This is a genomic window from Maridesulfovibrio sp. (genome assembly GCF_963678865.1).
Lineage (GTDB): Bacteria > Desulfobacterota > Desulfovibrionia > Desulfovibrionales > Desulfovibrionaceae > Maridesulfovibrio.
In genome coordinates this window covers 231,747-247,640 of record NZ_OY787459.1, presented here as the reverse complement: position 1 = coordinate 247,640, position 15,894 = coordinate 231,747, and the positions used below count along the sequence as shown (strand labels likewise).

Below are 15,894 nucleotides of genomic sequence, written 5' to 3'. Positions count from 1 at the left end.
CAATAAAAAAGGCTGGAACTCGTGATAGACACACGCCGTTCCAGCCTTTTCTTTATTTCTCAGAATCGGCTATTTAGCAAAACTCTGCCAATTCTCATTTTGTCAACATAACTTACACTTTTTAACTGCCTAAAAGGTCTGTTTGAACAGATCCTCACTGGAACCTCCGCCACCGGACTCTCCTTCTTCACCGGAACCGGTTGCGGTCCTTGTGGGCTGAGTGCCTTCCTTAAAGGGCAGGAAAAAGGTCTTAGTTGAGCCTGGTCCGGCTAGCAGACCGGAAGCAGCATCGATCTTGGCCATAACCACACCCTCTGGCTGCGGAAAATCCTCATAAGGATAATCCTTCTCCACTTTCATTCGATAAGAAACCCAGAGCGGACTGGCCGCACGGGAACCTGTTTCCCACTTACCCATGGGAGTCAACTGGTCAAATCCTACAAAAACCCCGGTTACCAGATAAGGGGAAAAACCCATGTACCATGCATCCTGTTCGTTGTTGGTAGTTCCGGTTTTACCGGCTACAGGACGGCGCAGGACTTTAGCTCTCCAACCCGTTCCGTGCTGCACAACCTCCTTCATCAAATTACACATGATGTAGGCAGTCTGAGGACTGATGGCGTCAACTACTTCCGGCTTAGAATCGTAAAGCAGCTCATCCCATGCACTGTTTACCGAGAGTACCAGACGGGCTTTTACTCTTGACCCGCCCCGTGCAAATGTCGAGTAGGCCTCAACCATATTAAGCAGGGTTACGGATGCAGAACCGAGTGCCACGGAAAGGTCTCTCGGGAATTCACTCTCAAGTCCCATGTCTTTGGCGCGCTGGATGATCTTGTCGATACTCATCTTACGGGCAAGACGGATGGTCACGAGGTTTCTGGACTTGACCAGTGCAGTACGCAGCAGGGTCGGACCGTAAAAAACACCTTCAAAATTCTCTGGTTTCCAGAGTTTTCCGGCCTCCATATCTGTATAGACAAAAGGTGCATCCATCAGAATGGATGCCGGAGTAAAACCGTTATCCATGGCTGTGGAATATACAATGGGCTTGAAAGCTGAACCGGGCTGACGCCTGGCCTGTGTTGCGCGGTTAAACTGACTACCGTCACTCCCGCCGAAAGAATAGCCGCCGACCATGGCCAGCACATCCCCTGTCTTGGGATCCATGGAGACAAGAGCCCCCTGCACCACGGGCTTTTGCATCAAAGATACCAGCCAACTTACATCACCAAGGGTATCGGTATCAGGATCAACCTGATTAAAATTAACTTCGCTTCCATCCTTGAAAAAAGCTTTATCAAGTCTTGCCCAGACCACATCACCCTTTTTGAGGATTTTAGTGGCATCCTTCTGGGGACGGACATCTTCTGGGGCTTTTTTCACATCCGGAGTACGGCACCACTTCATGCTGGTAACCGGCATAGTGGCCGCATATTTCCCAAACTTAACAGCAGCCTCTTTGCTTTCAACTTTGGTCACCAGAACTTTCACCCACTTGCCAGGACGCAGGTCCGACTCCGGAAGAACTTCAGAAGCGAGGAATCCGGCATAATCTGCAGGTTTGAGTTCCAGCAAAGGCCCTCTCCAGCCACGACGCATGGTAGAAGCCTCAAGTCCTTCTCTCACCGCCTCGTCCGCTGCATCCTGATGCTTGATGTCACAGGTGGTGTATACATTCAAACCGCCCTTGTAGACAGTCTCCTCTCCATATTTATCGATCAGCCAACGCCGGACCTCTTCTAGAAAATACGGGCCATGTTTCCATGAAGGATCTTCCATGCTTTTATAGACCAACTGTTCTTCAACAGCCTTGTTGTACTCATCGCGTGAAATCCAGTTATGCTCATACATCTGTCCGAGAACGTAGAGCTGACGGGCTTTAGCTTTTTCCGGATGACGCAGGGGATCATAACGGCTGGGAGCCTGCGGCAATCCGGCCAGCAAGGCACATTCAGCAATACTGAGCTCACCGACATGCTTACCGAAATACGTACGGGCGGCGGCTTCGACGCCGTAAGCGCCTGCGCCGAGATAAATCTGGTTCAAATAAATGGTCAGGATTTCATCTTTCTCAAGATAATGCTCCAGACGAAATGCGAGAATGGCTTCCTTGATCTTACGCTTGTAACTCTTTTCGGGAGAAAGCAGCAGACGCTTGATGATCTGCTGGGTAATGGTACTCCCGCCCTGAGTTTTGGCACCGCTCTTCATGTTGGCAACGAATGCACGGGAAATAGCGGTAAAATCAACACCGTCATGCTGATAAAAGGAGGCATCTTCCGCAGCCAGAAAGGCTTTGGGCAACAGCGGGGTCATCTCGTCCATACGGACCAGAAAACGTTTTTCCTTATAAAAATAGCCGAGAACCTTATGGTTGCGGGAATATACAGTTGTAACCAGCGGGGGATTATAGTCAGTAATGTTTTTAAAACCGGGCAGATCACTGGACGCCCAGTAATAAAGTCCAGCCATCGAACCGACACCGAGAATCCCCATCACCAGCGTCACAATCAGAAGGATTTTATATATTTTTTTCATTTATGATTCTCTTCAGTCGTCTGCATGGGAAACAATACCCCAGGCTATTCGTAATTGACCGTGTAATTCACGAACCTCAGACTGTGTTACTCCGAGAGCCTTGAAAAGTTTTCCCGGAGTCCGGTTTTCCTGTTGCGCAAGACAGCCTTCAACTTCCAGTAATGTAATACGTCCGTTAGCATCCGTCCAAAAAGGAAAAAGCCGGCAATACAAGGGCCGGGCTTTTTTGGGAAGAATACACCCTTCGTCACCGAGAAACAGACATTTTCCTCCGGATGAAACCTCCAACCGGTAATGAGTACCACCGGGAGGAAAAAGTTTTTTCACCATCCTGCGTTGTCCCGGAAAAAGCCTGAGCATATTTTCAATAAAGACAGGCGTATTAAGCTGAAGGGCAAAACCGCCGGAATCGGGAGCGCATTCAAGAATGCGCTCCCGTTCATATTCAGAGACAGGAAAACAAACTTCCTCGGTCCCGGGGGTCAATTCGCAACATGTCGGCCCCTTGGCGGCACATCTGGCACAGACAAAAGGATCGCTCATAATTATTCAATGGCTCCCGCCAAATTATTTCTCATCCTCAAGACACATTTTCCCATACCCCTCACAGGGAGCGATGGGATAATCGCCGTTGAAGCAGGCAAGGCAGTAGGAATCCTTTTCTCCCACAGAACTGAGCAAGCCGTCGATGGACAGGTAGTGCAGGGAATCGAGGCCCAGAAAACGTGCGATTTCCTCTTCAGTACTGTTAGCGGCAATAAGTTCTCCTTTTGAAGAGAAGTCAATTCCGTAATAACAGGGAAAACGAATCGCCGGACAGCTGACCCTCATGTGGATCTCACGGGCACCAAGCTCGCGCAGCTTCTTGATTCTGGTGCGGGTGGTTGTCCCGCGCACAATGGAATCTTCCACAATCATGATTTTCTTACCTTTGATCATGGATTTCACAGGATTAAGCTTAACTCTTACGCTGAAGTCACGCATATCCTGAGAAGGCTGAATAAAAGTACGGCCTACGTAGTGGTTGCGGATCATTGCCAGTTCAAGAGGCTGGCCTGATTCATGAGAATAACCTACAGCAGCATAGTTACCTGAATCCGGGAACGGCATGACGAAATCGACGTCCACAGGCTGTTCGGTAGAAAGCACCGCGCCCATTTTTTTGCGCCGCTCATATACAACTTCACCGAATACAGTGGAATCAGGACGGGCAAAATAAATCAATTCGAAAATACACTGACGCTTGGGTGCGCTTTCACAATAGGTGTAGGAGGTCATCTTGCCGCCCTCGACTACAACCATCTCACCCTGATTAAGAGGACGGATTTCCTCGGCATCAATCAGGTCAAAGGCACAGGTTTCGGAAGCAAAAACATAATTATCCCCGACACGGCCGATTGCCAACGGACGAAAACCGTTGGGATCTTTCACGGCGATCATCTTATCATTAGCCATGATCAGCAGTGAAAAAGCACCCTTAACCTTGCGGCATGCCTTCATAATCGCATCTTCAATGGTATTACCGTTGAGATTCTTGGCGATCAGATGGACAAATACCTCGGAATCCATAGTGGTCTGAAAAATTGACCCCTGTGCCTCAAGCTCCTTGCGCAGCTCAAGTGTGTTCACGAGGTTTCCGTTATGGGCGATTGCCAGATTCAGTTCACCGAAACGGACGAGAAAAGGCTGGGCATTCCTGATCAGGGAAGCTCCAGTTGTGGAGTAGCGGATATGCCCGATGGCAATGTCACCTTTGAGTTCTTTGCCCAAATGACGTTCATTAAAAACATCGGCAACAAGCCCCATGCCTTTTTGTTCACGGATAGTTCCACCGTCCCAAGTGACGATACCGGCAGACTCCTGCCCACGATGCTGCATGGCGTAAAGGCCGAAATAGGTCATTCTCGCCGCTTCAGGATGTCCATAAATCCCGAACAGTCCGCAATATTCTTTTTTCATTTTTATTTCCCGAAGAATGCCTCCGGCGGCTTAAACCCCTTGATTAGCCACTTCCTGTGTCACACTCCTGCGGAGTATTTTCTTTCGTCAACGCCCTAACCCGCTATCCTGCAGATTTGTGACTAAAGGGTTTAAAAAAGCCAAAACCTTTTACAAGGCTTCGCCGCTTGAAGCGATAAATTGTTACGATTAAAAATGTTGAAGAATCCGGAAAACTTGTATCAAAAGTTTTTTAACTATAGCCGTTAAGTGAGCTTCCTGCTCAAATTTTGGGATATAGAGAACAGCCCCGGCCGCCGAATCTTCACAAAAGGAAAAAGGACCGTGCGTAATGCCCGGTCCGTTTCCTGTTTATTAACGTCCTACATGTTGTGGTAGCGCTGCAAGCACTGCACATCAAGTCCTTTGCCGCGTTGCTCCTCAATTGCCAGACTCATGGCATGGGCGCCCGCGACAGTTGTTGTATATGCCAGCCCGTAAAGCAATGCTGTCTGCCTGATTTCCTTGGAATCAGAGACCGTCTGCTTACCGGAAGGCGTGTTGATCAAAAGGTCTATATCGCCGTTCTTGATGTAGTCAACAACGTGCGGACGACCTTCATTAACCTTCAGTATTTTCTTGGTTGCAATCCCCTGCTCAAAAAGAAAATCAGCTGTGCCGCCTGTCGCCAGAATAGTGAATCCGAGTTTTTCGAAATTCCTGGCTGTGGGCAGGATGGCTTCTTTATCCCTGTCTTTCACGGAGATGAAGACTGTCCCCTCAAGAGGAAGCTTGATTCCAGCTCCGAGCTGGGCTTTCATAAAAGCCAGACCGGGGGTGTAATCCATGCCCATAACCTCACCGGTGGAACGCATTTCTGGTCCGAGCATTACGTCCACATTGGGGAATCTGTTAAAGGGAAAGACCGCTTCTTTCACAGAATAAAATCCTTCCTTGCGCATGGACCAAGGATCGAGATCCTTGAGTTTTTCACCGAGCATAACCTTGGTTGCCATCTTGGCAAGCTGAATACCGGTAGCCTTACTTACAAAAGGCACGGTTCTGGATGCACGGGGGTTGACTTCAATAATATATATATCGTCATCCTTGACAGCAAACTGGATATTCATCAGGCCGACGACTTCCAGTTCTTCAGCAAGGGCCACGGTCTGACGTTCAATTTCCTTGACAATTTCATCACTCAAAGTGTGCGGAGGCAACACACAGGCGGAGTCACCGGAGTGAATCCCGGCTTCCTCAATGTGCTCCATAACACCGGCAACATAAGTCTGTTCGCCATCGGAAAGAGCGTCAACATCAACTTCAACCGCATTCTCAAGGAACTTGTCGATGAGGATCGGGTGTTCAGGAGAGATGACCGCAGCTTCACGGAAGTAAGAATCAAACTCCTCATCGCTGTAAACGATGTCCATTCCGCGTCCGCCGAGAACGTAGGAAGGACGCAGCACCAGTGGATAATCCAGGCGAGCGGCAATGGTCTTGGCATCTTCAAGTGACATTGCAGTTCCGTTCGGCGGCTGCTTGAGATCAAGCTTTTGGAGCAGAGCCTGAAATCTTTCCCTGTCTTCGGCACGGTCAATTGCATCCGGGGAAGTTCCCAGAATGTTGACCCCGGCCTTGAGCAGCGGAATAGCGAGGTTCAGAGGTGTCTGACCACCGAACTGCACAATCACGCCTTCAGGCTTTTCAAACTCAATGATATTAAGCACATCTTCATAAGTGAGCGGCTCAAAATAGAGTCTATCCGAAGTATCATAGTCGGTAGAGACAGTTTCCGGGTTGGAGTTGACCATGATGGATTTCACACCCATATCTTCAAGAGCAAAGGCGGAGTGACAGCAGCAGTAGTCAAACTCAATTCCCTGACCGATCCTGTTAGGACCGCCACCCAGAATCATGACTTTACGTTCCGGCATGGATTCGGCTTCCTGCCCGGGCTCATAAGTGGAATAAAAATAAGGTGTGTAAGCCTCGAATTCCGCAGCGCAGGTATCTACCAGATAGTATGTCGGTATCAAACCGAGATCCTTGCGGAAATTCCTGACATTATGTTCAGTCTCTCTCCACATGGTTGCCAGTTGCGGATCGGAATAACCGTACTCCTTGGCTTTCTTGAGCATGGCCGGAACCCGCTCATCTCCTGAATAAAGACCGATTTCAAGCGAGAACTGCCTGAGTTCCTTTTCAAAATTAACAAGATCCTCGAGCTGGTGCAGATACCAGGGATCAATCTTGGTAATATCAAAAATTTCCTCAAGACTCATACCTGCCAGAAAAGCTTCACGCAGATAGAACATGCGCTTGGAGTTTGGTTTACGCAGCAGACCGACCAGTTTTTCGCGGTCCATATTGCAAGGCTCAAAAACCTTACCAAAGCCGGGCATACCTACTTCAAGAGAACGCAGACCTTTCTGCAGACACTCTTTGAAGGTCCTGCCGATCGCCATTGTTTCACCGACACTCTTCATGGCGGTGGTAAGGTAATCTTCAGCACCTGGGAATTTCTCAAAAGTAAATCTGGGTATCTTGATTACACAGTAGTCAATGGTCGGCTCAAAGGAGGCCATTGTTTCACGGGTAATGTCGTTGGGAATCTCATCGAGAGTATAACCGATCGCAAGCTTTGCCGCGATCTTGGCGATGGGGAATCCGGTAGCCTTGGATGCAAGGGCGGAAGAACGGGAAACACGGGGGTTCATCTCAATGATGGCCAGTTCGCCGTTCTCGGGGTTGATTGCAAACTGGACGTTTGAACCACCGGTTTCAACACCAATCTCACGCATAATAGCGAGAGATGCATCCCTAAGCATCTGGTATTCCACATCAGTCAGGGTCTGGGCAGGTGCTACAGTGATGGAATCACCGGTATGTACGCCCATGGGATCAATATTTTCAATGGAACAGATAATAACACAGTTATCCTTGCGGTCACGCATGACCTCAAGTTCATATTCCTTCCAGCCCAGAATGGACTCTTCGAGCATAACCTCATTCTGGAGACTGGCGGAAATACCCTTCATGGCAATCTCTTCCAGATCTTCCATGTTGTACGCAACACCGCCTCCGGTGCCGCCGAGGGTAAAGGCCGGACGGATAATGATGGGAAAACTGATTTCCTTACCACAGCGGCGAACATCATCGATGTTGCGGGCAATGCGGCTGGTAGGAACCTTAAGGCCGATTTTATCCATGGCTGCACGGAAAAGTTCACGGCTTTCGGCTTTTTCAATTACTTCGACGGAGGCACCGATCAGTTCGACACCGAATTTATCCAGCACACCCATTTCTGCAACGGCAAGTGCTGTATTCAGTGCGGTCTGACCACCAAGGGTGGGCAGCAATGCATCCGGTCGTTCTTTTTCAATAATTTTGGCAATAGTGCCGGGCTCGATGGGTTCAATGTATGTGCGATCCGCCAAAACGGGATCGGTCATGATGGTTGCGGGGTTAGAGTTGACGAGTATGACCTCATACCCCTCTTCTTTAAGGGCTTTAAGAGCCTGAGTTCCGGAATAGTCAAACTCGCAGGCCTGACCGATGACAATCGGCCCGGAGCCGATGAGCATAATTTTCTTAATATCAGTGCGTTTAGGCATGAACTCCATCCAATAATGGTTTGAAATATTGGCGTTAGGACTTGTGGGTGAGACGAAAACACATAAAACATTACTCGCAGATGAGCAAGCATAGAGTTGTCGTTCTTATTTGTATGATAATCCCACCCTGCCATTGACAAAGACCACAACTGACTTTAAATTTCAATTGCAATGAACATAATGGCAGATACAACAAAAGCAAGACCGCTCCCCAGCTATAAAGCCGGAATGTCGGTCAGGGTAACCGGATTTGACGGTGGAAAGTGCTGCCGCAGCAGACTGCTTTCCATGGGAATTATCCCCGGCACCATCGTCAATGTCATCTCCAACAATGGACGGATGAATATTCGGGTACGCAGTTCCCAGTTTGCCCTTGGTTGTGAAATGGCCAAAAAAATTCTAGCCATTCCGGTTTGCGATTGCGATAAATGCAGTGCATTTTAATATACACGTACCACAATCTTTCGCCAAACAAATCAAGAGAATTCAGTCATGGGATCAGACGCAAAGTGGCAATCCCTCGAAATCCTTGCCAATGACCGTTCATGGTGGTCGCTCACCATTCTGGAAATGAAAAAAATTCACGACCAGAACAAAGCTTCCTATGGGGTCTGGTCAAACACAGAAGATATCATAGCCACGATGAACTCCCTCAAAAATTACAAAGAATTCGTGGAACGCACCGAAGGGCGTGTTATCAGTCTGGTAGTCAACGGAACTGACGTACCCTACGACCTGCCCAAAAAAACAAAAGCCTGAACTTTTTCTTTCGCTTGTTTCATTTGCCTTCGTCCATCTCTTCTGGCATTTTCCTACTTATGAGTAACACAAAATCAACTGAAGAAAGAATTGAAAGTCTTGAAACCGCCCTCGCGCTTCAGGATCAAAATGTCGAAGAGATGAATAAATTCATTATTGCTCAACAGAAGCAGATCAGTGAACTTGAAAAGAAGCTTGAACTCGTGGTCAGGCAGATGAAGGACCTGAAAGACGCCGTAGCCCACTCTTCTCCGCAGGATGATGTGCCACCGCCGCATTACGGACAAGTTTAAAAAAATCCCCCGCTGCAAAAGCATGCGGGGGATTTTATCTTTCTATCTGGGAGTAGTCTTTACGAAACTTTACAACCGTTCGCCACAGGAGCGGAAACACTCAACAGCTGCATCTCTTCACCGTTACGCACAGCTAAAATCATGCCCTGAGACACTTCTCCACGCAGCTTGCGGGGCTTGAGGTTTACAACCACAACAACCTGACGGCCTTCCAGCTCTTCGGGCTTGAAGAATTCCGCCAGACCCGCAACAACCTGACGCGGTTCGTCATCGCCGGTGTCGATTTTGACAATCAGAAGTTTATCTGCGTCTGGGTGTTTGGCTACGGAAAGCACTGTTCCCACACGCATGTCCACTTTCTGAAAATCGGGAAACTCAATAACTCCGGGAATTTCTTCCTTGGCCTGTTCAGCCTGCTTCTTGGATTTCTTTGCTTCCTTCTTCTTGGGAGCAGGCTCTTCCTTGGGCAGTTCAACACGCGGAAACAGATTGGATTTCTTGGCTACCTCGGTACCGGGATCAAGCAGACCCCAAACATCAATTTCGCCCTGCAGGTTAACCTTTTCAGGAGAAAATTTAATCCCCAGCTGCTCAAGCATCTTTTCACTGGCTTCCGGCATAATGGGCCAGAGATGAACCGCGATCTTGCGCATATTTTCGAGCAACACGTACATCACGGTTCCAAGACGGGACATTTTCTCTTCTTTATAAAGAGTCCACGGCTGAGTGGTATCAATATATTTATTCAGACCGCGCACAAGCTCCCACAGTCCTTCAAGCCCACGGGAAAACCTTGCTTCCATAAAATTATTCTGGAATTCAGCCATGGCCTTACGGCCAATGCTCTTGATTTCGCAATCTTCATCAGCCTCATCTCCCTGATCCGGCACCCTGCCCTCAAAATACTTATGGGTCATGGAGAGGGTTCTGCTGAACAAGTTACCGAGATCATTGGCGAGGTCCGCATTTAGACGACCGACAAGAGCTTCTTCGGAAAAGCTGGAATCATTACCGAATACCATTTCACGCAACAAAAAATAACGGAATGCGTTGACACCGTATTTCTCGGCCATTTCCAGCGGGGAAACAACATTGCCCAAAGACTTGGACATCTTGGTGTCCTTGATCAACCAGTAACCGTGTACATTCAAGTGCTGGTAAGGTTCAATTTCAGCAGCCTTGAGCATGGTGGGCCAAAAAACTGCATGAGGTTTGAGAATATCCTTGGCTACAAGGTGGTTGGCTTTAGGCCAAAATTTTACAAAATTTTCACCTTCGGGATACTCAAGGGCGGTAATGTAGTTAATAAGAGCATCAAACCATACGTAGGTCACGAAATCCTTATCGAAAGGAAGTTCAATTCCCCACTCCAGACGGCTTTTAGGCCGTGAAATGCAAAGATCTTCAAGAGCGCCGGATTTTAGTAAACTCAATACCTCGTTGCGGTATCTTTCAGGACGGATGAAATCCGGGTTGGCATTGATATGGCCGATAAGCCAATCCTGATATTTAGACATCTTGAAGAAATAGTTCTTCTCAGCAATGTATTCGGGAACTGTTTCGTGCTGCGGGCATTTGCCGTCCACAAGTTCTTTCTCGGTATAAAACCTTTCACAACCGAAGCAGTAGTGACCGCCATATTCGCCGAAATAGATATCACCTTTATCGTAAACTTTTTGCAGTACTTCCTGCACACACTTTATGTGTCGTTCCTGAGTGGTTCTGATGAAATCGTCATTTTCAATCTGCAATCCCGGCCACAGGCCGCTGAACAGGGCACTTATCTCATCGACGTATTCACGGGGTGTCTGACCGCCCTTTTCTGCGGCCTGCACAATCTTGTCACCGTGTTCGTCTGTTCCGGTGAGAAAGAATGTTTCATCTCCCAGCAGCTTGTGAAACCTGTTCATGGAATCAGCAAGAATTGTAGTATAGGCATGGCCGAGATGCGGCTTTGCATTAACGTAATAGATGGGAGTTGTAATAAAAAACGAATCCAAAATCAGTCACTCCTGTTAAGGTGATAACAATCGGATTTAAATAAGGTTATAAAAAAACAGCATTGGCCGCATACAAAATCCGAGAAAAATACAGCGTAAAAAATCTTAACAGCCGGATGAGAATACTGACATTTTCAACCGGCCACAAGACAGGTTACCGCTCACGAGCAGAACGCATATAGCGAAGAACCCGAATATAAGCAACTTTGTTCAGGACAATATTTATAATCGGCCCGAACTATGAAACATTATTTACTCTTCCGTGCTCCGGCAGGCTTACGCTTACGCCTGCGTCTTGAAGGCCGACGACGGTTCGACGACTTCTTCGACTTGTCGGCAGCGGATTCATTTTTTTCCTCAGATGTTGCAGGAGCAGAAGATTTTTGTTCTCCTTCCGGCTTATTCTGCGGACGGTCCTTTTTGACCGGACGTTTATGGCGGTCCTGCGCTGAATCATCACTGCGCCGCTCAGAACTTGTTTTTTCACGTCTTTCACTGACGTTAACGACTTCGTCTGCATTGTCACGCTGCACATTGCGGCGTTCCGGACCAGGCCGTTCTGAACTGGAGGATTCTGACTTGGAATGCTCCGCTCCGGAACGGTCAGGCCGCCCTCTATCTGGACGGGAACGTTCGGGACGCCTGCGCTCAGGACGAGCCCGTTGAGGCCTTGATTCTCCACCTTCACCATCACCCCAGCCATGTTCATTTCCACCGGAACGTCCACCCCGGCTTTCCCCTTCACGGGAATCAGAATCACGGTCCTGACCGGGGCCTTTAATAATATCCGGCCAATCATCAAGGGGGATTTCTATCTCATCGCCCTGTTCCGGCAAAACGGTCAAAGTGTTGCGGAAAAAATTTGTCCTAGTTACCCGCACAACTCCATGTACGGTGTTGTACTTCTTACCTGTTTTAGGACTCTTACGATGGAAGTCCTCGTAGTTTTCCTGCTCAAAGGAAAGACAGCAAAGCAACCTTCCGCAAATCCCGGAAATTTTGGTCGGGTTAAGGAACAGATTCTGCTCTTTAGCCATCCTGATAGTTACAGGCATGAATTTTCGCATAAACCTGCGACAGCAGCAAATCTGCCCGCAGTTGCCAATGGCCCCAAGCATCTGGGTTTCATGGCGCACACCGATCTGGCGCAGTTCAATACGGGTTCTGTATTCTTTAACCAGATCCTTGACCAGTTCACGGAAATCAATTCTTCCCGGAGCAGTGAAATAAAAAATCATTTTACTGCGGTCAAAAAAGACTTCCACATCCACAAGCTTCATTTCAAGCTTCTGGCGATCAATGCAGTCTTTGCAGAACCTGTGTGCAACGCGGGAAAGATCCCTATTTTCAACTTCCGACTCCAGATCTTCCTCGCCTGCAAGACGGTAAATAGTCTTTATGGAGTCCTCTGTTACTTCCTCTGGCAGATCCTGTTGAACAACAAAGACCTTGCCCAGCCCCATGCCCTGCTCGGTCTTGACTATAACCGAATGACCTTCGCGGACAACGAAAGGCCCGGACGAGAAATAATATATCTGCCCGAAATCGTTAAATTTTACACCTAATATCTGTGACATTCTTAAAAAACCTTATATAAAACCGCAAATGAAAGCGGATAAAACTTGATGTGAAGGAGGTACAATAGACCACTTCCTGCGGAACTTCAATTCCGTTAATTATCTCCAATTACCTTTAATAATACAATTTTTAATATTAAGCAAAAAAAATCCGCAGCAAAAGCCGCGGATTCAGCCCGTCTTTCAGGGCAAAATATAAAACAGGACTAAATCAGTGTCCTTAAACATTTCAAACAAGCTACACAGAAAAACCGAGATTTTTCAGCTCTTTCACCAGCTTATCCTCTTCAATGGGTTTGACCAGATAAGAGGTTGCACCACCGAGAAAAAAAGCGTCGTGGGTTTCTTTGCGGTCATCAAGCATTGTCGTAACAATGACCTTTACACCGGAATCATCATTGATCTTGAAATCTTTTTCAATCGACCGGATTTCACGCAAAGCCTGCTGTCCGTCCATCTCCGGCATAACCAGATCCAGACAGACAAGATCATACGTATTGCCGGACTCAAGGCCTCTTTTAAAAGCGAAAACAGCTTCCTCACCGTTAACGGCAATATCGCACTGTGCATATGGTTTCATGATCTCATGCAACATATTGCGGCAATAAAAATCATCATCAACAATCAGCACTCTCATGCAGGCAAACCTCCACTCATATTAAGCATTAGTCTTAAACTTCGGTCAATGGCTAGACATTGGCACTTTTGCACATGAAAATCAAGTTTACATATCAGTAATTAGCAAAAATATTTAAATTCAACGAACAGTCAGTATCCGGCCATCTCTATTCCATTTGACTGCCAACATTCCGTTTGCAGAAGTCGTATACATACATATGTGTCTTTTTTTCAGTTCCTGCTCAACTTTTTTTGAAACAAATTTAAACCGATTCAAAAATCCGCAAGCGGCAATTGCAATTTCAGGATTAACCCGCTCATATAATTCCGGTGAAAATGATCCGGCACTACCATGGTGCGGCAGCACAAGCACGCTTGATGAAAGCTCATTCCCGCTTTCTAAAACAGCCCTGAGCCCTTTACAATCCAAATCTCCGGAAATGGACAGCAGAGGATGCCCGTTCCAGAGCAGACGAAGATATAGAGAACGGTCATTGGTAGATCCGGCAAAAGAAGCATACGGATGCAGAACTTCCATAATCAGCCCCGGCTCCAAAATAACCTCAGTTCCTTTCGTCAGGACTTGAGGCTCAATTCCGTTCTCTTTGAAGGCTGCCCTAAAACGCTCCCCGACAATTCCTTTCGGCAGATCACCATTCGAATAAAAACTACCCACGGAAAATTTCTCCAGCAAAAAAGCAAGGCCTCCGGCATGGTCCCGGTCTCCGTGGGTCATAAAAATATTGTCCACCTTCGGCAGATGGCCATATGCCAGCCACGGGCCAACGATTGACCGCCCCATATCAAAGCTACTGCCGAATCCGCCACCACCGTCAATTACGGTCCGGGAACCTTCAGGACCGGTGACAACAACACACTGCGACTGCCCGGTATCCAGAACATCCATGCGCACCTGTTCCGGCCCCATACACACGTAACTGCGAACAGCAAAAAGAAGTAAGGCCGAAAGCAGCAACACCTTTCCCCGCTTCACATATCCGTGGGAAAACAGCAGCACAGCCCCTAGCAAAAGATAATAAATCAGTAGACCTTCCCAATGCGGACGGTAGAAGGCATATTCCGGCAGCATCCCGGCATTGACTGATTTCTGCACCAAGCCAAGCAACCACTCAAAGGTCACGGAGCCTGATGAAAATAAATATTTGGAAAGTTGAGGGCTTGCATATGACGCGAGAAGCCCCCCCACTCCGCAGACCGGCAGGATAAACGAACCTATCAGGGGCACAAAAAGCACGTTGAACAAAAGATTCGGTGTAAGCACCCCGAAATTCCAGATCAATACGGGGAGCAAAGCTATATTCGCGCACAGGCTGATAAAAATAAGGGCCAAAATAAAACGAACTGCCTTGCTCGACACACTGATCCCTGCAGGCAACAACCGGGAAAACAGAGGATAAAATAAAATAATCCCCCCCACCGCCAGAACCGAAAGCTGAAATCCGAGATCAAAAACACTGAGCGGCGAAAACACAAGAATCAGCAACACGGCAAGAAACAAACCGTCCAGCAGCATCCTGCCCCGGTTGATAAACATGAGCAATCCCCAGAAGCCGAACATGCAGACTGCCCGCAAGAGAGATGGACTGAACTGGCCCAGCCAGAGATAAAGCAGGACAGGGAGAATTGAAAACAGCACCCCCAGCCGCATACGGGTGATCCTTAGATAAATGCGGGGATAAATCCCCCCTGCGATCCATGACAATCCGAATCCCATGGCAACGATAAATCCAACATGAAGACCGGAAAGAGCCAGAATGTGAGAAACTCCGGCCCGGCGGATCAACTCAACACTGTCTCGCGAAAGATAAAAGCGGTCACCAGCGAGTAAAGCCGGGAAAATAGCTCCTCCCTGATTCGGCGGGGCATTTTTAAGGATATGCTCATGCAGTGAAGCCCTCAATTTCTGCAAGACCTGCGGTTCATAAGGTTTCAGGCCTCCATTTTTGATCGGTCCACGCGAGTAGGTCCGGTAACGGATATCCTGAGTCCGGCAGTAGAAATCATAATCCCACAATCCGTCATTGCGAAATCCATGAATCGGCTTCACACGTACACGAAGCGAAACCTGCTGGCCCGCAAAAGGCCGTTGATCAGGTTCATCCCATGTCCAATTCAGAAATCCATCAAGCCGGGTCTGCCCTTTGGTACTGTTGCAGGTCACATTTTCGAGCAATATCTTTAAACGCTGGCCCGGTGCTCCCTTGAGGCTGTGAATAGTCCCGCTAAGCTGCACTTTTTCACGCCCAGCCATCCACTCAGGCATACCGGACGGCCCGGGAGGCAACATAAATCCAGCATACCAGTGACCGAAACCGAACAATAACAGCAACAGAAAAGCAGTACCCTTTTCAGGACGGAAGACAAAAACAATTAAAGTATAGACCAGCAGAGCAGTCAGGGAAGGAAGCACCCATTCGATAGACAGGATGCCGAAAACAAAGGCAGGAATAAGAAGCTCCCAGAAAAACAGGCCCGGAAGACCGGACCTGTTCCCGGAAATAGAATTCTCAACAGAAAGCATGAAATGAAA

The 15,894-nt window shown here is 48.0% G+C and carries 11 protein-coding genes; 3 read left to right on the top strand and 8 right to left on the bottom strand.

Annotated elements, in window-relative coordinates; all coding sequences use genetic code 11:
* Positions 1 to 129 precede the first annotated feature (129 nt).
* The 4 genes from ACKU41_RS01035 to carB form a co-directional block, all read right to left on the bottom strand.
* Positions 130 to 2,541, bottom strand: coding sequence for a PBP1A family penicillin-binding protein (locus ACKU41_RS01035; RefSeq protein ID WP_321403514.1), 2,412 nt, complete (start codon positions 2,539 to 2,541; stop codon positions 130 to 132).
* Positions 2,542 to 2,553: 12 nt separating this feature from the next.
* Positions 2,554 to 3,084 carry a zinc/iron-chelating domain-containing protein gene (locus ACKU41_RS01030; RefSeq protein WP_321403512.1) on the bottom strand — a complete coding sequence of 177 codons (531 nt, stop codon included), beginning with the start codon at positions 3,082 to 3,084 and terminating at the stop codon, positions 2,554 to 2,556.
* A 24-nt stretch (positions 3,085 to 3,108) separates the two neighbouring features.
* Complete coding sequence (gene purF, locus ACKU41_RS01025) at positions 3,109 to 4,500, bottom strand: amidophosphoribosyltransferase (protein ID WP_319779519.1); 1,392 nt, start codon at positions 4,498 to 4,500, stop codon at positions 3,109 to 3,111.
* Between the two features lie 362 nt (positions 4,501 to 4,862).
* Positions 4,863 to 8,096: a carbamoyl-phosphate synthase large subunit gene (gene carB, locus ACKU41_RS01020; RefSeq protein ID WP_321403510.1), complete on the bottom strand. Its 3,234-nt coding sequence runs from the start codon at positions 8,094 to 8,096 to the stop codon at positions 4,863 to 4,865.
* A 180-nt stretch (positions 8,097 to 8,276) separates the two neighbouring features.
* Between carB and ACKU41_RS01015 the strand changes: the two genes are divergently transcribed.
* Genes ACKU41_RS01015 through ACKU41_RS01005 form a run of 3 tightly spaced genes read left to right on the top strand, consistent with a single transcriptional unit; the run spans position 8,277 to position 9,148 of the window.
* On the top strand, positions 8,277 to 8,540 hold the full coding sequence (locus ACKU41_RS01015) for a FeoA family protein (RefSeq protein WP_319779517.1): 264 nt from the start codon (positions 8,277 to 8,279) through the stop codon (positions 8,538 to 8,540).
* A 48-nt stretch (positions 8,541 to 8,588) separates the two neighbouring features.
* On the top strand, positions 8,589 to 8,855 hold the full coding sequence (locus tag ACKU41_RS01010; protein WP_319779516.1) for a hypothetical protein: 267 nt from the start codon (positions 8,589 to 8,591) through the stop codon (positions 8,853 to 8,855).
* A gap of 59 nt (positions 8,856 to 8,914) precedes the next feature.
* Positions 8,915 to 9,148, top strand: a complete 234-nt coding sequence (locus tag ACKU41_RS01005; protein WP_319779515.1) for a SlyX family protein — start codon at positions 8,915 to 8,917, stop codon at positions 9,146 to 9,148.
* A 59-nt stretch (positions 9,149 to 9,207) separates the two neighbouring features.
* On the opposite strand, the gene metG is transcribed toward ACKU41_RS01005, so the two are convergent.
* The 4 genes from metG to ACKU41_RS00985 all read right to left on the bottom strand — a co-directional run bounded on the left by metG (position 9,208) and on the right by ACKU41_RS00985 (position 15,885).
* A complete protein-coding gene (gene metG, locus ACKU41_RS01000; RefSeq protein WP_319779514.1) occupies positions 9,208 to 11,148 on the bottom strand; it encodes a methionine--tRNA ligase in 1,941 nt (646 codons plus the stop codon).
* Positions 11,149 to 11,396: 248 nt separating this feature from the next.
* Positions 11,397 to 12,725: a regulatory iron-sulfur-containing complex subunit RicT gene (locus tag ACKU41_RS00995; RefSeq protein WP_319779513.1), complete on the bottom strand. Its 1,329-nt coding sequence runs from the start codon at positions 12,723 to 12,725 to the stop codon at positions 11,397 to 11,399.
* 238 nt (positions 12,726 to 12,963) lie between these two features.
* A complete protein-coding gene (locus tag ACKU41_RS00990; RefSeq protein ID WP_319779512.1) occupies positions 12,964 to 13,362 on the bottom strand; it encodes a response regulator in 399 nt (132 codons plus the stop codon).
* A gap of 120 nt (positions 13,363 to 13,482) precedes the next feature.
* Positions 13,483 to 15,885, bottom strand: a complete 2,403-nt coding sequence (locus ACKU41_RS00985; protein WP_321403505.1) for a DNA internalization-related competence protein ComEC/Rec2 — start codon at positions 15,883 to 15,885, stop codon at positions 13,483 to 13,485.
* Positions 15,886 to 15,894 lie beyond the last annotated feature (9 nt).

Excerpts from the sequence above, each read along its gene's own strand:
- ACKU41_RS01035 (WP_321403514.1), bottom strand. The coding sequence starts at position 2,541 with ATGAAAAAAATATATAAAATCCTTCTGATTGTGACGCTGGTGATGGGG.
- ACKU41_RS01030 (WP_321403512.1), bottom strand. The coding sequence starts at position 3,084 with ATGAGCGATCCTTTTGTCTGTGCCAGATGTGCCGCCAAGGGGCCGACA.
- purF (WP_319779519.1), bottom strand. The coding sequence starts at position 4,500 with ATGAAAAAAGAATATTGCGGACTGTTCGGGATTTATGGACATCCTGAA.
- carB (WP_321403510.1), bottom strand. The coding sequence starts at position 8,096 with ATGCCTAAACGCACTGATATTAAGAAAATTATGCTCATCGGCTCCGGG.
- ACKU41_RS01015 (WP_319779517.1), top strand. The coding sequence starts at position 8,277 with ATGGCAGATACAACAAAAGCAAGACCGCTCCCCAGCTATAAAGCCGGA.
- ACKU41_RS01010 (WP_319779516.1), top strand. The coding sequence starts at position 8,589 with ATGGGATCAGACGCAAAGTGGCAATCCCTCGAAATCCTTGCCAATGAC.
- ACKU41_RS01005 (WP_319779515.1), top strand. The coding sequence starts at position 8,915 with ATGAGTAACACAAAATCAACTGAAGAAAGAATTGAAAGTCTTGAAACC.
- ACKU41_RS00995 (WP_319779513.1), bottom strand. The coding sequence starts at position 12,725 with ATGTCACAGATATTAGGTGTAAAATTTAACGATTTCGGGCAGATATAT.
- ACKU41_RS00990 (WP_319779512.1), bottom strand. The coding sequence starts at position 13,362 with ATGAGAGTGCTGATTGTTGATGATGATTTTTATTGCCGCAATATGTTG.
- ACKU41_RS00985 (WP_321403505.1), bottom strand. The coding sequence starts at position 15,885 with ATGCTTTCTGTTGAGAATTCTATTTCCGGGAACAGGTCCGGTCTTCCG.